General features: G+C 67.2%; 18 protein-coding genes. 8 read left to right on the top strand and 10 right to left on the bottom strand.

Annotated features, from left to right (window positions below):
- From fliR to Q368_RS0106705, 5 genes are read right to left on the bottom strand one after another with little or no spacing between them, the layout of a single operon-like run.
- Positions 1–780 carry a flagellar biosynthetic protein FliR gene (gene fliR, locus Q368_RS0106725; RefSeq protein WP_029458340.1) on the bottom strand — a complete coding sequence of 260 codons (780 nt, stop codon included), beginning with the start codon at positions 778–780 and terminating at the stop codon, positions 1–3.
- A 39-nt stretch (positions 781–819) separates the two neighbouring features.
- Complete coding sequence (locus tag Q368_RS0106720) at positions 820–1,716, bottom strand: M23 family metallopeptidase (RefSeq protein WP_029458339.1); 897 nt, start codon at positions 1,714–1,716, stop codon at positions 820–822.
- Positions 1,709–2,494, bottom strand: coding sequence for a tRNA lysidine(34) synthetase (locus Q368_RS0106715; RefSeq protein WP_029458338.1), 786 nt, complete (start codon positions 2,492–2,494; stop codon positions 1,709–1,711). The genes Q368_RS0106720 and Q368_RS0106715 overlap by 8 nt, the downstream gene beginning before the upstream one ends.
- A 13-nt stretch (positions 2,495–2,507) precedes the next feature.
- Positions 2,508–3,362: an HDOD domain-containing protein gene (locus Q368_RS0106710; RefSeq protein WP_029458337.1), complete on the bottom strand. Its 855-nt coding sequence runs from the start codon at positions 3,360–3,362 to the stop codon at positions 2,508–2,510.
- Positions 3,359–3,832, bottom strand: a complete 474-nt coding sequence (locus tag Q368_RS0106705) for a chemotaxis protein CheD (protein ID WP_029458336.1) — start codon at positions 3,830–3,832, stop codon at positions 3,359–3,361. Before Q368_RS0106705 ends, Q368_RS0106710 begins: the two co-directional genes overlap by 4 nt.
- Before the next feature lie 214 nt (positions 3,833–4,046).
- Here Q368_RS0106705 and Q368_RS0106700 point away from each other — a divergent pair, with 214 nt between their 5' ends.
- From Q368_RS0106700 to dapB, 8 genes are all read left to right on the top strand, one after another.
- Positions 4,047–4,625, top strand: a complete 579-nt coding sequence (locus Q368_RS0106700) for a DedA family protein (protein WP_029458335.1) — start codon at positions 4,047–4,049, stop codon at positions 4,623–4,625.
- Between the two features lie 185 nt (positions 4,626–4,810).
- Positions 4,811–6,613 (top strand): coiled-coil domain-containing protein, encoded by a 1,803-nt coding sequence (locus Q368_RS0106695; protein ID WP_029458334.1) that lies wholly within the window; start codon positions 4,811–4,813, stop codon positions 6,611–6,613.
- A gap of 39 nt (positions 6,614–6,652) precedes the next feature.
- Positions 6,653–8,779 carry a chemotaxis protein CheA gene (locus tag Q368_RS0106690; protein ID WP_029458333.1) on the top strand — a complete coding sequence of 709 codons (2,127 nt, stop codon included), beginning with the start codon at positions 6,653–6,655 and terminating at the stop codon, positions 8,777–8,779.
- Between the two features lie 117 nt (positions 8,780–8,896).
- Positions 8,897–9,409, top strand: coding sequence for a chemotaxis protein CheW (locus Q368_RS0106685; RefSeq protein ID WP_029458332.1), 513 nt, complete (start codon positions 8,897–8,899; stop codon positions 9,407–9,409).
- A 5-nt stretch (positions 9,410–9,414) separates the two neighbouring features.
- Complete coding sequence (locus tag Q368_RS0106680; RefSeq protein ID WP_029458331.1) at positions 9,415–10,278, top strand: CheR family methyltransferase; 864 nt, start codon at positions 9,415–9,417, stop codon at positions 10,276–10,278.
- Positions 10,279–10,311: 33 nt separating this feature from the next.
- Complete coding sequence (locus tag Q368_RS0106675; protein WP_029458330.1) at positions 10,312–11,385, top strand: protein-glutamate methylesterase/protein-glutamine glutaminase; 1,074 nt, start codon at positions 10,312–10,314, stop codon at positions 11,383–11,385.
- A gap of 171 nt (positions 11,386–11,556) precedes the next feature.
- Positions 11,557–12,558 (top strand): hydrogenase expression/formation protein HypE, encoded by a 1,002-nt coding sequence (gene hypE / locus Q368_RS0106670; protein WP_029458329.1) that lies wholly within the window; start codon positions 11,557–11,559, stop codon positions 12,556–12,558.
- 44 nt (positions 12,559–12,602) lie between these two features.
- The gene (gene dapB / locus Q368_RS0106665) at positions 12,603–13,391 is read left to right on the top strand and encodes a 4-hydroxy-tetrahydrodipicolinate reductase (protein ID WP_029458328.1); all 789 of its coding nucleotides are present in this window, start codon (positions 12,603–12,605) and stop codon (positions 13,389–13,391) included.
- Positions 13,392–13,527: 136 nt separating this feature from the next.
- Here the strand turns inward: dapB and Q368_RS0106660 are convergent, their stop codons facing one another.
- From Q368_RS0106660 to Q368_RS0106640, 5 genes are all read right to left on the bottom strand, one after another.
- Positions 13,528–15,438: a response regulator gene (locus Q368_RS0106660; protein ID WP_043785302.1), complete on the bottom strand. Its 1,911-nt coding sequence runs from the start codon at positions 15,436–15,438 to the stop codon at positions 13,528–13,530.
- A gap of 5 nt (positions 15,439–15,443) precedes the next feature.
- Positions 15,444–16,874: an RtcB family protein gene (locus tag Q368_RS0106655; protein WP_029458326.1), complete on the bottom strand. Its 1,431-nt coding sequence runs from the start codon at positions 16,872–16,874 to the stop codon at positions 15,444–15,446.
- Positions 16,875–16,960: 86 nt separating this feature from the next.
- Positions 16,961–18,271, bottom strand: a complete 1,311-nt coding sequence (locus tag Q368_RS0106650) for an alginate O-acetyltransferase AlgX-related protein (RefSeq protein WP_245611297.1) — start codon at positions 18,269–18,271, stop codon at positions 16,961–16,963.
- Positions 18,272–18,373: 102 nt separating this feature from the next.
- Positions 18,374–18,805 carry an ACT domain-containing protein gene (locus Q368_RS0106645; protein WP_029458319.1) on the bottom strand — a complete coding sequence of 144 codons (432 nt, stop codon included), beginning with the start codon at positions 18,803–18,805 and terminating at the stop codon, positions 18,374–18,376.
- A gap of 109 nt (positions 18,806–18,914) precedes the next feature.
- The gene (locus tag Q368_RS0106640; protein ID WP_029458317.1) at positions 18,915–20,216 is read right to left on the bottom strand and encodes a phenylacetate--CoA ligase family protein; all 1,302 of its coding nucleotides are present in this window, start codon (positions 20,214–20,216) and stop codon (positions 18,915–18,917) included.
- Positions 20,217–20,242: the final 26 nt, after the last annotated feature.

Genomic DNA, 20,242 nt, shown 5'->3' with positions numbered 1-20,242 from the left:
TTATCCCGACGCCTTGAGCACCAGGGTGTACATGGGGACGAGCTCGTCGAGGAAACGGCCGACATACAGGGCCATGGCGGCGAAGACCAGGGTCATGAACAAAAAGCCCACGCCGATTTTGAGCGGAAAGCCCACGAACAGCACGTTCATCTGCGGCGCGGCCCGGGCGACCAGGGCCAAGGCCAGATCGACCATGAAGATCGAGGCCATGATGGGGGCGGCGATCTTGAGCGCCATGACGAAAATCTGGCTGGAGAAAGCGACGAGGTGTTCGCCGAGGACCGGGTTGATGAGCAGCCCTCCCGGCGGGACCAGCCTGAAGCTCTGCGCCAGCGCGCCGATGAGGACGAGGTGGCCGTTGAGGCTTAAAAAAAGCATCGTGGTCACCTGGTTCATCAGGTGTCCGAGCCCGGATTCCGAGGCGCCGGTCATGGGGTCGATGCTGTTCATGAGCGTAAAGCCCATGGAAAAGCCCATGATCGAGCCGGCGCTTTGCACGGCGGCGAAAAGGAACGAGACGAGGATGTTGAGCAATAGCCCCAGGAGCACTTCGCCGAGGAACATCAGGATAAGCATCCAGGGGTTGGCCGGCATGAGGGTTCCGGGGAAGGAGAGCATGGGGTAGATGGCCAGGGCAATGATGAAGCACAAGGCGGCCTTGACCATGTTGGGCAGCAAGGTGCCCCCGAAAAACGGCAGCAGAAACAGCAGGACGCTCACGCGCATGAGGGTGAGGAAGAAACCGAAAATCTGGTTGGGATCGAAGTGGAACAGGTCCATGCCCGTCGTCAGCAAATTCCGGGCCACGGGCCGGGACGGTTATTCCAGGATGTAGCGCATGGGATTGACGGGCACGCCGCCCAGGCGCGCCTCGTAGTGCAGGTGCGGCCCCGAACCCTGCCCCGAATCGCCCACATGGCCGAGGAGCTGCCCCCGGCCCACGGCCTGGCCCTTGGTCACGGCCACGTCGCGCAGGTGGCCGTAGCTGGTGACGAGCCCGGCCTGGTGGTCGAGGACGACGCCGAAGCCGCCGCCGTCGACCTCTCCGGAAAACGTCGCTACGCCGTCCCCCGGCGCGACCACCGGCGTGCCGACCGGCGCGGCGATGTCCATGCCCTTGTGGAATTCCTTTTTCCCGGTAAACGGCGAGACGCGCTCGCCAAAGGGCGAGGAAATCCAGCCTTCCACGGGCCAGGAGCTGGGCATGGAGGCGAGCCGGGCCTTGCTGTCGGCCAGGACGCCGAGCAGTTCTCCCTGGCGCAGGCGTTCCCGGGCCGCATCCTCGCCGAGTTCGTTCAGGAACTGGTGGAGCTTGCGGGTGAGCATCTCCTGCCGGTACAGCGGCAGGTATTTTTTCTCGAAATCCTGGTCCTCGCCGCCGGAAGGGGCCACGTCGCGCGGGGCCTGGTCGAGCCCCGCCATCAGGCGCAGCTTGGCGTCGAAACCACGCAGCCGCGTCAGGTCCGCCTCCAGGGATTTGACCTTGTCGCCAAGGGCGACGAGCTGGGCGTTCTGGTCCGTAGCCTGCTGCTCGAAGGCGGCGGCTTCGCGCTGCATCCGTTTATAATTGTAATAAAATCGCACCAGATAGGCGTCCGCCGCGACCAGGGCCGCCAGGCTCGCCAGGATGAGCGCGAAAAGCCAGCCGCGAAAGCGCAGCTTGCGGCAGGCACCGTGATGGTCCCGGAAGATGACGATCTGGTAGTGCTTAAACATCGTCGTCCTCCGCCTTCCCGACGGCGTCGCGGTCCAGCTGCCAGCGCCCCAGGGCGTGCTGGAGGTTGACGGCGCGTTTTTTCCCGCCGGCGCAAATGCCCTGGACCCAGGTTTCCGCCTCGTGGCGCATGGATTTTCCGGCCATGGGGCAGGGGTTGGCGAAAACCGGCAGCTCCCAGGCCTTGGCCGCCCGGATGATGGTTTTCTTGTCCACGAGGAGCAGGGGGCGGATGACGGTCAGGCGGCCCTCGAAGAAGGACTCCCGGCAGGACAGGCCGTCCACGCGGCCGTTTTGGAACATGTTGAGGAAAAAGGTCGCGGCCAGGTCGTCGGCATTGTGGCCGAAGGCCAGATGGGTGAGCCCGTAGGCGGCGCAGAGGTCGAACAGCCGCTTGCGGCGCAGCCAGGCGCAGTAGAAGCAGGGGGATTTCTTGCGGTTTTCCTCGGAAAAGGCGCGGGGTCCGAAATCCGTGACCTCGATGTGGGCGGCCAGGCCGAGTTCCGCGGTCAGGGCGGCCAGGGGGGCGTGGTTGTGCGGGTCGAAACCGGGATTTAAGTGCAGCACCATCAGTTCCACGGGAAAGGGCACGATGCGGCGGCGGACGTGCAGCACGGCCAGCATGGCCAGGCTGTCCACGCCGCCGGACACGGCGAGGCCCACACGGGCCCTCGGGGAAAGCTGGCCCGTCTCCATCATGAGCTTGCCGGCCTTGGCCACGCAGATCCGCTGGGCGTAGCCGAGGTCCCTGGCGCGCAGGGGATGCTTCTCGCGCGTCATTGGAAAATCGTCCTTATAGCGTGCTTTCAATGAGGATTTCGCGGACTTCGGCGATCTGTTCCAAAATCGCCTCCATGACCGCCTCCATCTGTTCGGGGCTGATGTCGAGCCGGGTGAACACCGCTTCCGATGGAGTGTACTGCATGCCGTCGATGCCCATGCCGATGCCCGTCATCTTGGCGATGACGTCGCCCACGTGCACGAGGTCGAGCGCGAGGTCGGGTTCGGGACAGTCGTCGGGGCGCAGGCGATAGCGCACCACGTTGACGATGGGGACGGGGATGGACCAGCGTTCGAGCAGGATGGCCCCGAGTTCGGCATGGTTGATGCCGAGGATCTCCTCCTCGGCCTGTTCGAAGGAAATGTGGCGCTCGTGGGCCAGGGAGAGGATGGGGCCGGCGTCCACTTCCAGGAACGAGCCCATGACGGTCTTGCCGATGTTGACGAGCAGCCCCGCGGTGAAGGTGTGGGGCGGGGCGACGCGGCCGAGTTCCTTGGCGAGCGTTTCCGAGGCCGTGGCCACGGCCACGGAATGCTCGAGCAGTTCGCCCGGGCGCAGACCGTAGCCCTTGATCTCGTAGCGCGTCATGGGGGCCACGCCCGAGGCGATGACGAGCTGGTAGACCCGGTTGAGACCCAGGCGCATCAGGGCCTCGCGCACGGTGGTCACCTTGCCGCCGCCGCCGAAAAACGACGAGTTGGCCATGCGCAGCACATTGACCGTCAACCCCGGGTCATACTCGATGATGCGGGAGAGCTGGCGCAGGTCGGCCTCGGGATTGCCGATGTAGGCCAGCACCTTCTGCACGGGCATGGGCATTTGGGGGATGGCGAAGGCCTTTTGGAGAATATCCTCGCGTCTGCTCATAAGTCCCAGGACCTCCCGCAAGATGAAACCACGACCCTGCCCGTTTCGGCGTAAACGCGCATGGTGCGGGGGATGGTGCCTCCGACGTCCTCGGCGGCCAGGCGCATTTCGTTGACCTGCAAGAGCTTCTTGAGTGCGGCGAAATTGTTGGCTCCCGTGTCGAACTGGTTGGAAATGTGCATCATGCGGCCGCAGCCGGCCGCCTTGAGGATGAGGTTCTCGCGCGTGGCCCCACGATTGAACAGGGCGCGCATCATCTGCGGCACGCCGATATTGACGTACATATAGGGATTTTTGGCCGGGCCCCTGTTTTCCCTGGCCAGGGGGAGCAGGCAATGGATGAGCCCGGCCACGCCCGCCACGGGATCGTAGGCGGCAAGCCCCAGGCACGACCCCAGGGCGTGGGTGACAAGCACGTCCTTGGCCCTGTTCGTGACCTTCATGTCGGAGATGCTGACGATGATCTCCATGGGGGTGTGTTCCGTGATGCTTCCCGGCTTGCGGCTTTGGAGGGCGGACGCCGAGGGACGCCCGAAGCGGCAACCTAGCCGGAAATGCGGCACAGGACAAGTTCGACGTCTCCCGGCGGCGTTTGGCTGTGGACAGAAGCCCCGCAAGCGCATACGTTTCCCCGGCTTTCACGCAAGCAAGGATTGCCGGCCGGCGGCCAAAGCGGAGCGGACGATGTCCATCGAATTCCTCAAGCACGTCATCGAGCAGTACGGTTATCTGGCGCTTTTCATAGGCACGTTTCTCGAAGGGGAGACCATTCTGCTCTTGGCGGGATTCGCAGCCCATTCGCCCCAATTCGGCCTGGACCTGCGCTTCGTCATCCTCGCCGCCTTCGCCGGCAGCCTCGCCGGCGACCAGACGGCCTTTTTCATCGGCCGCCACTACGGGCGCAAGCTGGTCGCGCGCAGCGAGAAATGGCGGGAACGCGCCGAACGCGTGCACCGCATGCTCTCAAAATACCATGAAATCCTCATCTTGAGCTTCCGTTTCTTCTACGGCCTGCGCAACCTCACGCCCTTCGTCCTCGGCACGGCCGAGATATCCATCCGCAAGTTCTTCCTCTTAAACGCCCTTGGCGCGTTGATCTGGGCCGTTGTTTTCGCCCTGACGGGCTACGCCTTCGGCAGCCTGCTCGAAAACGTCCTGACCCGCGTGATCGACAACGTCCACAACGCGGAGATGCTTGTTCTCGGCCTTGCCGCCGTCGTCGTCGCGGGGTTCTGGCTGGTCAAGCGTCTGCGGCGTCGCTGATTCTCCATCGCCCCTCCTCGCCCGCTTTTCCCCGTCGCCCGCTGCAAAAGGAAAACCTTTGTCTTTAGCGGGAAAAAGTGTAGTTTCACCATGATCCCGGCATGTCGTCGGGGGCGGGAACGGGGCGCGGTCGCGCGGAGCGCTTCGGCACGCGCCGCGATGGTGCGGCAGGGATGGAGACCAGCATGGCCGAGAGCACCCAACAAACGCACGGGGCGAATGCGGCATTGCGGGAATGTCGCCGGGCGCTCGGCGGCATGGAGCACGGCTTGTCCGTGGTCATGCACGGCCGCGAAAAGGACTTTCTCTCCCTGGGCGAGAGCCTCATGTCCCTTGAGGCCGCCTGCGAGGCCATTTCCCAGGATGCCCGCGAACTGGCGGCATGCACCTCGGGCCAGGGCATGCACGTGGTCCTGGAACGGCTGTCCGGGGAATTGGCCGGGCTCACCGGTGGCGCGACGGCCGCGGCCGGCCAGGAGAGCCTGCACGACATCGACGCCGTGGCCGGCATCGTCGAGGAACTCTCGGGCGTCGTTTCGGCCTTCTCCAAGATCGTCAAGCACCTCTCCATGCTCGGCATCGCCACGCGCATCGAAAGCGCCCGCCTGGGCGCCGACGGCCGCGGCTTTTCCACCCTGGCCGACGACGTGGAAAAACTCGCCCACCTCATCGTGGACCACTGCGCCGGCATCGCCGCCAAGGTCGAATCCCTGCGCGGCCATGTGGCCTCGGCCAGGGAGAGCACCAAGGGCATCATCCGCGGCCAGGAGCAGTGCTTCGATCTCGTTTCCCGGGAGCTCTCTGCCAACATCGCCGGGCTTGCCGCCATGTCCCAATGCTCGGCCGACCTGTCGGGCGAACTGGCGCGAAACGCCGAGGTCATCCGCGCCGATATCGGCCAGGCCGTGCGCTCCCTGCAATCCCACGACATCGTCCGCCAGCAGATCGAACACGCCGAGCATGCCCTGGCCGAGGTGGCGCAGGTGCTCGACGACGACGCGCAGCGGGCCTCCGGCGAGGAAGTCACGGAACTGGCCGCCTTCGTGGCCGACGTGCTGACCCTGCAAGACTCCCAGTTGCGAAGCGCCGATACCCATTTTTCCGAGGCCGCGGGGCACCTGCGCGCCTCGCTGACGTCGCTGGCCACCCGCATCCGCGAGATCGGCGCGGCCATCACCGGCGTCATCGGCGACACGGGAGCGGACAATCCGCTGTCGCGCGTCGAGGCCGGCATCGCCACGGTCAAGGCCGAACTCGGCGATTTCGCCGCCCAGGGCGAGGCGCTGGGCGGCATCATGGACTCCGTGGCCGCCACCATTTCGGGCATGGGCGGCTCCATCGAGGCAATCGAGGAAGTCGGCGCGGAAATCGAACTGATCGCCATCAACGCGAGCATCAAGGCCGCGCATACCGGCGAGGCCGGGGCGGCGCTCGGCGTCCTGGCCCTGGCCATCCAGCGCCTGTCCGTCGACGCCAGGCGGCAGACCGACGCCGTGGCCGCCATCCTCAGGGACATCGCCCAGGCCTCCGAGACGCTGCAAGCCAACGCCGGCCGCCACAACGACCAGTCCGAGGCCTGGCGCGTGGTCGAGGGCCTCGACGGGGTGCTCGCCGAGGCGCGGGAATCCTCGCAGCGCTGCCTGTCGCTTTTCGCGTCCCTGCAATCGGCCAGCGCCTCGGTCGGCGACCGCGCCGCCCAGGTCGGCGCGGGCATCGATTTCGACCGGGACATCGGCCAGCGGCTCGCGGCCATCCGCCGGACCCTGGACGACCAGGTGGCCATGGCAAGGAAATTCGCCCCGGACGGGGGCAGCGGACGCAGTGCCCGGCTGCGCCAGCTCTACGACCGCTACACCATGGAAGCGGAACGGGCCGTGCACGAAGCGGCCTTCGGCCTGGAGGGAGGCGCCGCGCCGGCCACGGCGTCGGCCGGCGGGCCGACGGGCGAAGCATCCGGAGAGTTCGGGGACAATGTCGAACTGTTTTGACGCGAAGCGCCCCGCACGGAGAGGGAGGCCGCCGGTTCGATGAGAAACCAGGAAGACGCCCACCGCGCCGCCTATGTCGAAGAAGCCCGCGACCTGCTGGCCGATCTCGAGGCCTCGCTTCTCGAACTCGAGGATTCGCCGGGGAATGTCGATCTCCTGCACAAGATCTTTCGCGCCCTGCATACGGTCAAGGGCTCGGGCGCGATGTTCGGCTTCGACGACATCGCGGCCTTCACCCACGACGTGGAATCCATTTTCGACCGCGTGCGCAACGGCCAGCTCGGCGTGGACCGCCGTCTGCTCGACCTGTCCTTCCAGGCCTGCGACCACATCCGCGCCCTGCTTGACCCGGGCGGGGAGCAGGAGGCGCAGCTGGCCGCCGCCGGCCGCGTGATCCTGGACGGTTTCCGGGCCGTGAGCGGCGCGGCGCAGCCCGAGGCGGCCCCGCCGGCAAAGGCCGCTCCCGCCCCGGAGGAAACCAGGCCCGGCGTCGCGCGCATCTACCGGCTGCGGTTCAAGCCCCATGCCGGCATGCTCGCCAGCGGCAACAACCCCTTGCATCTTCTGGAAGACGTCCAGGCCCTCGGCGACTGCCGGCTCTACGTCCACACCGAAGCCGTCCCCGGCTTGTCCGAATGCGATCCCGAGGCCTGCCTCGTCTGGTGGGACTGCGTGTTGCGCAGCGAAGCCGACGCCGCGACCATCACCGACGTGTTTCTCTTCGCCGAGGACGACTGCGAACTGCGCCTCGACGTCCTGGACAGCGGTGCCACCGCCAACGGCGAGGCGATTCACAGGAAGCTGGGGGAAATCCTCGTCGCGCGCGGCGATATTTCGGCCGAGGACCTGGAAGCGGCCCTGTCCTCCCAGCGCCGCCTGGGCGACATCCTGTCCGAGAAGGGCCTGGCCTCTCCGGACGCCGTGGCCTCGGCCCTGTGCGAACAGCACGCCGTGCAGGAGTTGGCCCAGAAAGCGACGGAGCGCGGCGAAAAGGCCGCGAGCATCCGCGTGGCGGCCGACAAGCTCGATGCCCTGGTCGACCTCGTGGGTGAACTGGTCATCGTGCAGGCGCAGATCCGTCAGGCCGTGGAGGACCGGGGCGATCCGGCCCTGCGCGGGCTGGCCGAACACCTGGAGCGCCTGGCCGAGAGCCTGCGCGATTCCACGCTCTCCATCCGCATGCTGCCCATCGGCGCCACGTTCGCCAAGTTCCGCCGTCTGGTGCGCGACCTCACCGCCGAACTCGGCAAGGAGATCGAACTCGTCACCCAGGGCGAGGAAACGGAACTGGACAAGACCGTCATCGAGCGCCTGGGCGACCCGCTGGTCCACTTGCTGCGCAACAGCATCGACCACGGCATCGAGGCCCCGGCCGCGCGCCAGGACGCCGGCAAGCCCGCGACGGGCGTCATCCGCTTAAACGCCGCCCATGCCGGCGGCGAGGTGGTCATCACCGTGGCCGACGACGGTGCTGGCCTCGATGCCAAGGCTATCCGGCGGCGGGCCGAGGAGCGGGGCCTTATCGCTCCCGGCATCGAAATGACGGCCAAGGAGCTCTACAACCTCATTTTCCTGCCCGGCTTTTCCACGGCCAAGGCCGTGACGAACATTTCCGGGCGTGGCGTGGGCATGGACGTGGTCAAGCGCGCCATCGACGCCTTGCGCGGCACGGTGGAGATCGACTCCGTGCCCGGCAGCGGCACGACCATCACCGTGCGCCTGCCGCTCACGCTCGCCATCATCGACGGCTTGCAGGTGCAGGTGGGGGCGGAGTATTATGTCGTGCCGCTCGGACTCGTGGAGGAATGCGTGGAGATGACCCGCGGCGGCGACGGGGCGCAGGCCGGCGTGCTCAATATGCGCGGCCAGGCCGTGCCCTGCGTGCGGCTGCGCGAAGCCTTCGCCATAGACGGCCCCCATCCGGCCATCGAGCCCATCGTCATCGTGACCGTGGACGGCGCCAGGGTAGGCCTGGCCGTGGACAGGGTGGTGGGCGAGCATCAGACCGTCATCAAGAGCCTGGGGCCGCTGTACCGCGACATCGAGGAATTTTCCGGGGCCACCATCCGGGGAGACGGCCGCATGGCCCTGATCCTGGACGTGGCCGCGCTCGTGCGTCGGGCGGCCGAGGCGGACGGGCCGCAACCGGCGGCTTTCGTCGGCTAGGGACTCGCCCGCGATACCGGCCTATGCCGGTTTATCGGAAAGCTTTTTTTGACGACACGGCCGTATTTCGAAGGAACACAACACTGCCAAACGCCCGGAACCGGGAGGACGACTGTCATGGCCGAGGCCGCAAGCAGCAACGACAACCAATACCTGACCTTCACCCTGGAACGGGAGCTTTTCGCCCTGGACATCGGCTCGGTGCGCGAAGTCCTCGAGCTCGTCAACATCACGCGCGTGCCCCGCACCCCGGACTACATCCGCGGCGTCATCAACCTGCGCGGCCGCGCCGTGCCCGTGGTGGATCTCAAGCTCAAGTTCGGCATGGGCGCTACCGAGCGCACGGTCAACACCTGCATCATCATCGTCGAAGTGAACCTCGACGGCGAATCCACGGTGCTCGGGGCCCTGGCCGACTCGGTCCAGGAGGTCTACGAGATGGAAAGCGCCCAGATCGAACCCACGCCGCGCATGGGCACCCCGATCAAGGCCGACTTCATCCGGGGCATGGGCAAGTCCGGGGAGCAGTTCATCATCATCCTGGACATCAACAAGGTCTTCACCTCCCTGGAACTGGCCGGCCTGGCCCAAAGCCTGGGTGAAACCGCGCCCGAGAACGCGGAGGCCTGATCCCCATGACGGCGGTCGGCGCAGCGACAATCCGGGCAAGCGGCCTTGCCTCCATGACAGACAAGGAATTCAAGCGGTTAAGCGACTTCATTCACAGCGAGGTCGGCATCAAGCTGCCGTCCTCGAAAAAAGTCATGGTGGAGGCGCGGCTGCAAAAACGCCTGCGCACTCTCGGCATGCCGGGCTACCGCCAGTACTACGAATTCCTGTTCAGCCCCAAGGGCCTGGACGAGGAGCTCGTCCACCTCATCGACGTCATCACCACCAACACCACGGAATTTTTCCGCGAACCGCGCCATTTCGAGGTCCTGACCCAGGACGTCCTGCCGGCCTGGCGCGCCGCCTACGGTCCAGCCCGGCCCTTTCGTCTCTGGAGCGCCGGCTGCTCCACGGGCGAGGAGCCGTACACCCTCTCCATCGTGCTCTCCGAATTCGCCCAGCGCATGCAGGGGTTCCGTTTTACCATCATGGCCACGGACATTTCCACGCGGGTCCTGTCCCTGGCCAAGAACGGCGTCTATCCCGAGGAACGGCTGGCCAAGATGTCCATGGAGCTCAAGCGCCGCTATTTTCTGCGCAGCAAGGACAAGTCGCGCAAACTCGTGCGCCTGGTCCCGGAACTGCGCAGGGCCATCGATTTCAGGCGCCTCAACTTCATGGAGCCCTTCAGCTTTCCTGAGCCCCTCGACACCATCTTCTGTCGTAACGTCATGATCTACTTCGACAGGGCGACCCAGGAGCAACTGTTGCAGAAGTTCTGCATGCAGCTGCGCCCGGGCGGATTCCTTTTCATCGGCCATTCCGAAAGCCTCACGGGGATGGACTTGCCCTTGCGCCAACACGCACCCACGGTATATAAGAAAATTTAACTCGCCGTTCCAATTCCCGCGCAGAGGTCGCTCGTGAGCAATCGCATCAAGGTTCTCGTTGTCGATGATTCCGCCCTGGTCCGCCAGACATTGACCGAAATCCTGGCCTCGGACCCCGAGATCGAGGTCATCGGTTCCGCCGGCGACCCGTACGCGGCGGTCAAGCGCATGGAGGTCGAGGCGCCGGACGTGATCACGCTGGACATCGAGATGCCGCGCATGGACGGGCTGACCTTTCTACGCAAGATCATGACCCAGCATCCCATCCCGGTGGTCGTCTGCTCGACCCTGACCGAGGCCGGCTCGGAGACGCTCTTGCGGGCCATGGAATACGGGGCCACGGACATCATCCTCAAGCCCAAGCTCGGCACGCGGCAGTTCCTGGAGGAGTCGCGCATCCGGGTGGTGGACGCGGTCAAGGCCGCGGCCCGGGCCAAGCTGAAAAAGTTCGCGCCCATCGCGCCCATCAAGGTCGCGCCCAAGCTTTCGGCCGACGCCATGCTGCCCGGTCCCACGGGCAAGGCCATGTTCCAGACCACGGAAAAGGTCGTGGCCGTGGGCGCGTCCACGGGCGGCACCGAGGCGTTGCGCGAATTCCTCGAAGCCATGCCGCAAAACTGCCCTGGCATCGTCATCGTGCAGCACATGCCCGAACAGTTCACCGCCGCCTTTGCCAAGCGCCTCGACGGCATCTGCCGCATCACCGTCAAGGAGGCCCAGGACAACGACACGATCCTGCGCGGCCAGGCGCTCATTGCCCCGGGCAACCGCCACATGCTGCTCAAGCGTAGCGGCGCGCGCTATTTCGTCGAGGTCAAGGACGGCCCGCTGGTGCGCCGCCACCGGCCGAGCGTGGATGTGCTCTTCCGCTCCGCCGCCCGCTACGCCGGCAAAAACGCCGTGGGCGTCATCATGACCGGCATGGGCGACGACGGCGCGGCCGGCATGCAGGAGATGCACGAGACCGGGGCCTACACCATCGCCCAGGACGAGGCTTCCTGCGTGGTCTTCGGCATGCCCCAGGAAGCCATCAAGCTCGGCGGCGTGGACAAGGTCATGTCGCTTGGCCACATCGCCCAGGAAGTGGTGCGGGCCTGCGCCAACTGATTGCGCCCCCCGGGGCAATCCCTCTGGAAACAATCCGCGTTTGGCCCTATAACGGGACTCCGGCATGGGATGCGGCGCGCCGGCCCGGTGGGGCGAGCCGTTGCGGGAGAACCGGCGACGCCGCTTGACGGGGCCGGTCGCGCCTTTTACCCGCCTTGAGGATTTCACAGCATGGACAAGGTGCTTCTCGACTACGGCAGTGGCGGCCGGGCTTCCCACCGCTTCGTCAACGAACTCTTTTTCCGCCATTTCGGCAACGACATCCTGGCGCGCATGGACGACGCCGCCGTGCTTTCGCTCGACGGCCCGGTGGCCATGAGCACGGACAGCTTCGTCGTGGACCCCATTTTTTTTCCGGGCGGGGACATCGGCTCCCTGGCCGTGCACGGCACGGTCAACGACGTGGCCATGATGGGCGCGCGCCCGCTCTACCTCACCTGCGGCTTCATCCTGGAGGAGGGGCTGCCCATGGCGGACCTCGAGCGCGTGGTCGCCTCCATGGGCGAGGCGGCGCGCAAGGCCGGGGTGCGCATCGTCGCCGGCGACACCAAGGTCGTGCCCCGGGGCGCGGCGGACAAGATCTTCATCAACACCACGGGCGTGGGTGAGATCACGGCCGATCCCGCGCCGGCCGGGCACCGGGCGGCAGTGGGCGACGTGGTGCTCGTCAGCGGCTCCATGGGCGACCATGGCCTGGCCATCCTCTCCACGCGCCAGGGGCTTTCCTTCGAGTCCCCGGTCGTCAGTGACAGCGCGGCCCTCGGCGGTCTCGTGGCAAGGCTGCTTGCCGCCGTGCCGGACGTGCACGTGCTGCGCGACCCGACCCGGGGCGGGCTCGCCACCACCATCAACGAGATCGCCGGACAGTCCGGGGTGGGCATCGAGCTGGTCGAGGAGGCCATTCCCGTGAACCCGGCCGTGGCTGGCGGCTGCGCCGTGCTCGGGCTCGATCCGCTGTACCTCGCCAACGAAGGCAAGTGCATCTGCATCGTGCCCGAAGCCTCGAGGGATGCGGCCCTGGCGGCCTTGCGCGCCGATCCCCTCGGCGCGGGCGCGGCGGTCGTCGGCACGGTGGTCGCGGACCATCCGGGCAAGGTGGCCCTGGTCACGCCCCTTGGTGGCAAGCGGCTTCTGGGCATGCTCGAGGGCGAGCAGCTGCCCCGCATCTGCTGACAGGCAGCGGGCGCAAACACTTTTACGACACAGGGAGCGCGAACATGAGCGTATGCGATGTGGTCGTCATGGGCGCCTTGGGGCGCATGGGCGCGACCTTGATCCGGCTGGCCAAGGCCGACCCGGAACACTACCGCCTGGCCGGCGCGCTGGAGCGTAGCGGCTGCACGGACGGGCTTGCGGGGCTCGAGTGCGTCGTCGGCGACGACCTGCCCACGGTGCTGGCCAAATGTCCGGGCGCGGTGGTCATCGACTTCACGGCCCCGGCCAGTTCCGTGGCCTCCGCCGCCGCGGCCGCCGCGGCCGGCAACCCCATTGTCATCGGCACCACGGGCCTTTCCCCGGACCAGATCGCCGCCCTGGGCGCGGCCGCGGCCAAGACCCCGATCTTCTTCGCGCCCAACATGAGCGTGGGCTTAAACGTGCTGCTCACGGTCCTGCCGGACCTCGTGCGCAAACTCGGCCCGGCCTACGACCTCGAGATCATGGAAATCCACCACAATAAAAAAGCCGACGCGCCGAGCGGCACGGCCATCAAGCTCGGCCAGTGCCTGGCCGAGGCCCGGGGCGTGGACTACGACGCGGTCAAGCGCCACGGCCGCGACGGCATCATCGGCCCGCGCACCAGGGAAGAGATCGGCGTGGCCGCGCTTCGCGGCGGCGACGTGGTGGGCGACCACACGGTCTACTTCTTCGGCCCGGGCGAGCGCATCGAGGTGACCCACCGTGTGGGCAACCGTGAGACCTTCGCCCAGGGCGCGTTGCGCGCGGCGGCCTGGATCAGGAAACAACCGGCCGGCAAGCTCTACGCCATGGCCGATATGCTTGCGTAGGTTGGGGGGAAGGACGCCTCCGGCGGCCAGGAGGGGTCGGGGGCCCCTCCTGGACCACCCCATAAGGGGGAGAAAATAGAGGCGGCGCTGGAGAGAAACCAGCGCCGCCTTTTCCGTTGTGATGGAGAGGGGCGCGTCAACGCGCGCAGGGCGTTCCGGCGGTCGCGTCGTTCTCCAGGCGTTCCCGCATGGCCTGCATCACCTCGCGCATGGCCGTTTCCATGGCCTCGAACGCCATCACTTCCAGGGCTGCGTCGTTTTCCTTGGCCGCCCGTTCCAGGTCCAGGCATGCCTGGCGCAAGAACGGCGCGCACATGGTGGCGGCGGCCCCTTTGAGGGTGTGGGCGAGAAAGGCCAGCTGGCCGTGGTCGCTACGGGCCAGGGCCTCGCGGATGATTTCCAGGTTGCCCGGCTGTTCGGCCACGAACGCGGCAAAAAGTTTCATGAGAAAGCCCGTGTTGCCGCGCGCCTTGGTCAGCAGTTCCGCCCAGACGAGAACCTCGGGCGTTTCGTCGCAGGGCGCGGGGGCGCTCCCGGACGGCGAAGCGTCCGTTTCCGCCGACGCCGCTTCGCCCATGGCCCGGGCCAGGGCGGCGGCGAGCGCTTCGGGGCTGACGGGTTTGCTCAGGTATTCGTTCATGCCGGCGCGCAGGAACGCCTCCCGGTCTCCCTTGAGGGCGTGGGCCGTCAGGGCCACGATGGGGATGGCCGGGTCGAAATCGCCGCTCTCGTCGGTCCGGATGGCCCGTGTGGCTTCCAGGCCGTCCATCTCCGGCATCTGGATGTCCATGAGGATCACGTCGAAATGGCGGCGGCGCAGCATTTCCAGCGCCCTGCGCCCGGTATGGGCGGTGACCACCTCGTGGCCGTCGGTTTCCAGGAGTTCCCGGGCGTAGATCTGGTTGATGGGATTGTCTTCGGCCAGAAGCACGGTCAGGGGCCGCGCTTTGGCGACTTCCCCGTCCGCGGCCGCAAGCCCTTGCGCCTCGGCGCGCGCGGCGGGCAGGGCGAAGACGAGGCTGAAGCTGAACACGCTTCCCTGGCCTTCCTCGCTTTCCACGCCGTACGTGCCGCCCTGCATGGCCACGAGATGACGCACGATGGCAAGGCCCAGGCCCGCGCCCTGGTAGCGCCGGGCCGGGGAGACGTCGGCCTGGGTGAAGCTGTCGAAAATCGCCCGGATCTTGTCCCGGGGAATGCCGATGCCCGTGTCGCGCACGGCGAAGCGCAGGCGCACGGTGTCCGGCTGGGACTCGCCCCCGGCCGGGGAGACGGCCAGGATCACGCTGCCGGAGTCGGTGAATTTGACCGCGTTGCCGACCAGATTGATGAGGATCTGGCGCAGCCGGCTGGCGTCGCCGACAAGGGCTTCCGGCACGTCGCCGACGAGCCGGCACTCCAGGGCCAGCCCCTTTTTCACGGCCAGGGGCCGGAAGACGCTGACCGCCTCCTCCAGGGTCGCGCGCAGGTCGAACGGGGTTTTGGCCAGATCCAGCGCACCGACCTCAATGCGGGCGTAGTCCACGATGTCGTTGAGGACGGTGAGAAGCGAGGCCGCCGAATGCCGGGCCATTTCCAGGTATTCCCGCTGCTTGTCCGTCAGCTCCGTGGCGAGCGTCAGCTCGGTCATGCCCAGGATGCCGATCATGGGCGTACGGATCTCGTGGGTGATGTTGGCCAGGAAATGGCTTTTGGCGCGTTCGCCGGCCAGGGCCGCTTTCCTGGCCGCGGCCAGTTCCTCCTGGGCGTCGCGCAGGGCGGTGACGTCGCGCAGGAGCACGCGGGTCAGCGGCAGCCCCTGGTCGCTCAAGCGCTCGAAGCGGGGTGCGACCCTGCGCCCGCTTTGCTCCAGGCGTACTTCGGCGTCGCCAGCGCCGGCCAGGGGAATGCCGCAAACCGTGCCCGTCAGCTGGTTGGGGGGCGTGGCGAAAAGGACGCCGGCCTCGCTCGTGGCGTGCACGATGATGCCGTCGTTGTCCACGAGGAGCAGGGCGTCGCCGGTAAGAGCGGCCAGGGCATCGGTTTCACGGATCAGGCGCGTGAGCATGTGGGTCATCCCTTGATGCAGGCCAGGGGGCGCAGCCTGGCGGTTGTCGTGGCCAGTCCCAGTGCGTGGACGGCGGCGACCACGTCATCGATGTCCTTGTAGGCCCCGGGCGCTTCCTCGCCCAGGCCGCGCAGGTCGTGGGCCCGGATGCTGACGCCTTGTGCGGCGAGGGCGTCGAGCACTCCGCGGCCATTGAAGCGCTTGAGCGCCTGCTTGCGGCTCATGGCCCGGCCGGCCCCGTGGCAGGCCGAGGAAAAGGAAAGCGTTTCGGCGGCGTCCGTGCCGGTCAGGATCGCCGAAGCCGTGCCCATGCTGCCGCCGACGATCACGGGTTGGCCCACGCCGCGAAAGGCGGCCGGCAGGTCGGGGTGGTGCGGCCCCAGGGCGCGGGTCGCGCCCTTGCGGTGCACGAGCAGGGTCTTGTCGCGTCCGCCCACGGTATGGCGTTCCGGCCGGCACAGGTTGTGGGAGACGTCGTAGAGCAGGCGCAGGCGCGCGCCGGGGAAGAAACGGGCGAAGGCCTCGCGGCACAGGTGGGTGATGACCTGCCGGCCGGCCAGGGCGCAGTTGGCCGCGGCGCGCATGGCCCCCAGGTACTGCCGGGCTTCGGCGCAGTCCGCCGGGGCGCAGGCCAGTTCGGGGTCCGGCAGGACAAGGCCGTGCCTTGGCGCGGCGGCGAGCATGGCCGCGATGTGCTCCGTGGCCGTCTGGTGCCCCAGGCCCCTGGAACCGCAGTGGACGGAGAGCGCCACCTGCCCGGGGCGGATCCCCAGGGCCGTGGCCGCGCGGGTGTCGCGGACCTCTTCCACGTACTGGACTTCGAGGTAGTGGTTGCCGGAGCCGAGCGTGCCCAGGGCATCGCGCTGGCGTTCCTTGGCTTTCGGCGAGACCGCGCCGGGGTCGGCCCCGGCCAGGCGGCCGCCGTCCTCGATGCGCGCGAGGTCTTCCTTTTCGCCGAACCCCCGTTCCACGGCCCAGGCCGCGCCGCCGGCGAGCATGCCCTCCATCTCCTTTTCGGAAAGCCGCAGCGCGCCCGGCATGCCGAGCCCCGCCGGCACCAGGGCGAACAGCGCGTCGGCCAGGGCCTCGCGCACGGGTTCCACGTCTTCCCGGTCGCAGTCGCACAAAAGCGTGCGCACGCCGCAGGCGATGTCGAAGCCGACGCCGCCGGCGCTGACCACGCCCCCGGCCTCGGGATCGAAGGCGGCCACGCAACCGATGGGAAAGCCGTAGCCGGCATGGGCGTCAGGCATGGCGACCACGGGGTTTGCGACCCCGGGGAGCGACGCGACGTTTCGCAACTGGGCGAAGACGCCGTCCTCCATGGCCGCCACGGCCGCGGGCGAGCCGAAAATCCTGGCCGGCACGCGCATCGCGCCCGTTCGGGTCATTTCGTAGGAGAACGCCTCACGGCGCGTCAGGTCTTGCCGCCCCATACCCCATCCTTTCGGGCCGGCGACGTTTGAGTCGCACAGCCGGTTCTTCCTATCCCGACATCGTAGCGCAGAAGGGGCGCGCGTTGTCAAGGCGCAGGCGGGGAAGGGGGCGAAAAAACGGCATGTCCCCCGGAGAGCGTGGCCTCGACGGCCTGCGCCACGGCCGCATTGCCGCGCGGGGTCAGGTGGGTGTCCGTGGGCCAGTAGAAACGCCCGGCATCCGGCGAGGACATGAAAAGGGGCTCCATGTCCAGGGTTTCGATGCCCGTTTCCTTGAGCTGCCCGAGCAGCGTCGCGGTCAGGGCGTTGAGGTTGCGCACGGCGTCGGCGGCTTTGCCCGCGAATTCCGAACGCCTGGGCACGGCGTTCCAGTCGATGCGCGGATAAAGGACCTGCAAGGCCGTGGGCAGCACCACGACGAAGAGTCGCAGTTTGGCCTTCTCCGCCAGTTGGCGCAGATCGGCAAGGGCCGCGTAAACGTCGCGCTCCTCGGACGGACCGAACCAGGCCGTGTCGAGGAAGGTGCGGTAGAAGGGATGGAAGGCGAAAGGCAGGCCACGCGCAGTGGGTGTGGTGAGCGGCACCGGGTAATAGCCGTGGGTGTCCACGGCGGGCGTGGGCGCTGCGGCCAGGGCGGCGCCTTCGCCGCGCAGGGCGTCGCGCAGGTAGTGGCAGAGGCGGCGCAGGGAGGTGAGCCGGAAGTGCCGGACGATGCCCAGGCGTTCCTCGGCGACCCTGCCCCGGTAGACGAACAGGTCGGCGGCCATGTCGTTGCCGACGTAGATGAGGACGATGACCGTGCCGCCGGCGAAATGCTCGGGCGAGCCGGCCGGTGCGTCCGCGGTCAGGCGGCGCAGGATGTCGCGGTACTGCGGCAGGCCGTAGCCGTTTTTGCAGGCGGCGTAGACGGGCTGGCCGGTGTGTTTTTCATAGAGCGCCGGAATGCTTTGCGCCGTGCCCGAGCCCGCGCCGTAGCAGAAGGAGTCGCCGATAAAAAGCGTCTGGGCGTCGCGGGGCATCCGGTCGTTCCACCAGCCCAGGGCGTCGGTGCCGGACACGTCCACGGTCGGCGCGTCGGGCAGGTACATGCCGTAGGCGCGGTAGGCGTCGTCGGCCGTGCCCCGGTGCGGCGGCAGGCCGGGCGCGTTGACGTAGCCGCGAAGCCAGGGCCGGTAGCGCGGGTTGGTCGCCGGGTCGTAGACGCCGTAGGAATAGAGCAGCTCGCGGTGTTTCTCGCTGAAAAGGGCAAGCCGGGGCAGGACGCCGTAGACGCAGGCGTCGAGCGCGACCAGCGCCAGATACAGGGTCGCCGCGAAAAGGAGCAGGCAGCGCAGCCGGTGGCGGCGGCAATAGGCCGGATAAAAGGGGAAAGGCGTATGCATGCGTGGTGTGGGCAAGGCGGCCCGGCACCCTGGACGGGGAATCCCGGACAAGGCGCGCGGGAGGCCGGACAAGGCGCTTTGGGCGGCCGTACTCCGGCCGCCCAAAGCGCCTCGGCGTCAGATCTTGTAGAGTTGGTCCCCGGGGATGATGGGGATGTTGTTTTTCTGGAGCAGTTCGATGGCCTGGTCCGTGCGGTCGAAGCGCACGATGATGACCGCCGACCGTTCGCACTGGTGCACGAAGGCGTACATGTATTCGACGTTGATGCCGCCGGCGCACAGCAGGCTCAGGATGGAGTGCAGGCCGCCCGGCACGTCGGGCACCTCCACGGCGACCACGGCGTTGCGCCCGACGGTGAAGCCGTGTTCCTTGAGCGCCGCCTTGGCTTTCTCGTGATCGCTGACGATCAGGCGCAGGATGCCGAAATCCGAGGTGTCGGCCAGGGACAGGGCGCGGATGCTGATGCCGGCCTCGGCCAGGACGCGGGTCACTTCCTCCAGGCGTCCGGCCCGGTTTTCCAGGAAGATGGAAATCTGTTCGGCTTTCATGGCGTTTCCCTCCGGATGGCGTTGGGACAGTTCGTGTCCCGTCCACTTTCGCGATGCGCTATCCTAGCTTCCCGAAACGGGAATGTCATATCTTTTCAAGGGACCGCGATCATGCGTGGCGCATGTCGAGAACGCGCTTGGCCTTGCCCTCGGAGCGTTGGATGGCCCGGGGTTCGACCAGTTTGACCAGGGCGGTGACGCCCAGGAACTCCTTGATGTTCTTCTGGATCTTGCCTTCCAGACGCTGGAGCTTGCGCACTTCGTCGGAGAAGATCTTCTCGTCCACTTCGACCTGCACGGTGAGCGTGTCGAGGTTGCCCTCGCGCTGCACCACGAGCTGGTAGTGGGGGGAGAGGCCTTCGGTCTCGAGCAGGATGCTCTCGATTTGCGACGGGAAGACGTTGACGCCCCGGATGATGAGCATATCGTCGCTTCTGCCCTGGACGCGCACCATGCGCGCCGTGGTGCGGCCGCATTTGCAGGGCGTGGTCACCAGGCGGGTGATGTCGCGCGTGCGGTAGCGGATCATCGGCTGGGCTTCCTTGGTCAGCGTGGTGATGACCAGTTCGCCGGGTTCGCCCGGCTTCACGGGCTCCAGGGTTTCGGGATCGATGACTTCGCACAGGAAATGGTCTTCCTGGAGGTGCGCCCCGTACTGGGCCTCGGCGCACTCGATGCCGACGCCCGGGCCCATGACCTCGGACAGGCCGTAAATGTCGATGGCCTTGATGCCCATCTTGAGTTCGATGTCGCGGCGCATCTCGTCGGTCCAGGGTTCGGCCCCGAACACGCCGATCCTGAGCGGCAATTCCTTGAAATCGATGCCGGCTTCGAGCGCCGTTTCGTAGAGGACCAGGCTGTAGGAGGGCGTGCAGCAAAGGACCGTGGCCCCGAAGTCGCGCAGGAGCATGGCCTGCCGCCGCGTGCCTCCGCCCGAGACCGGAACCGTGGTCGCGCCCAGGCGTTCGGCCCCGTAATGCGCGCCGAGGCCCCCGGTGAAAAGGCCGTAGCCGTAGGCCACGTGGATGATGTCCCGGCGGGAGGCCCCGGCCGCGGTCAGGGAGCGGGCCATCATCGTGGCCCAGTTGCTGACGTCGCGCTGGGTGTAGCCGGTGACGGTGGCCTTGCCCGTGGTGCCGGAGGAGGCGTGGATGCGCACCACGTTGTCCTTGGGCACGGCGAACAGGCCGAAGGGATAGTGGTTGCGCAGGTCCTGCTTCTCGGTAAAAGGCAGGTAGCGCACGTCGGACAGGCTTCTGATGTCGGCGGGCGTAATGCCGCGCTCGTCGAAGGCCTTCCTGTAGAAGGCGACGTTGGCGTACACCCGCTCGCACAGCGACTTGAGGCGTTTGAGTTGCAGGGCCTCGAGTTCTTCCCGGGGCAGGGTTTCGATATCCATATCGAAAATCATGCGGCTTCCTCCCGTGACGCCGTGGC

The sequence above is a fragment of the Solidesulfovibrio alcoholivorans DSM 5433 genome (assembly GCF_000702665.1).
In the GTDB taxonomy this organism is placed as follows: domain Bacteria; phylum Desulfobacterota; class Desulfovibrionia; order Desulfovibrionales; family Desulfovibrionaceae; genus Solidesulfovibrio; species Solidesulfovibrio alcoholivorans.
The sequence above is the reverse complement of the archived record's forward strand: the minus strand, read 5'-3'. Positions and strand labels throughout refer to the sequence as shown.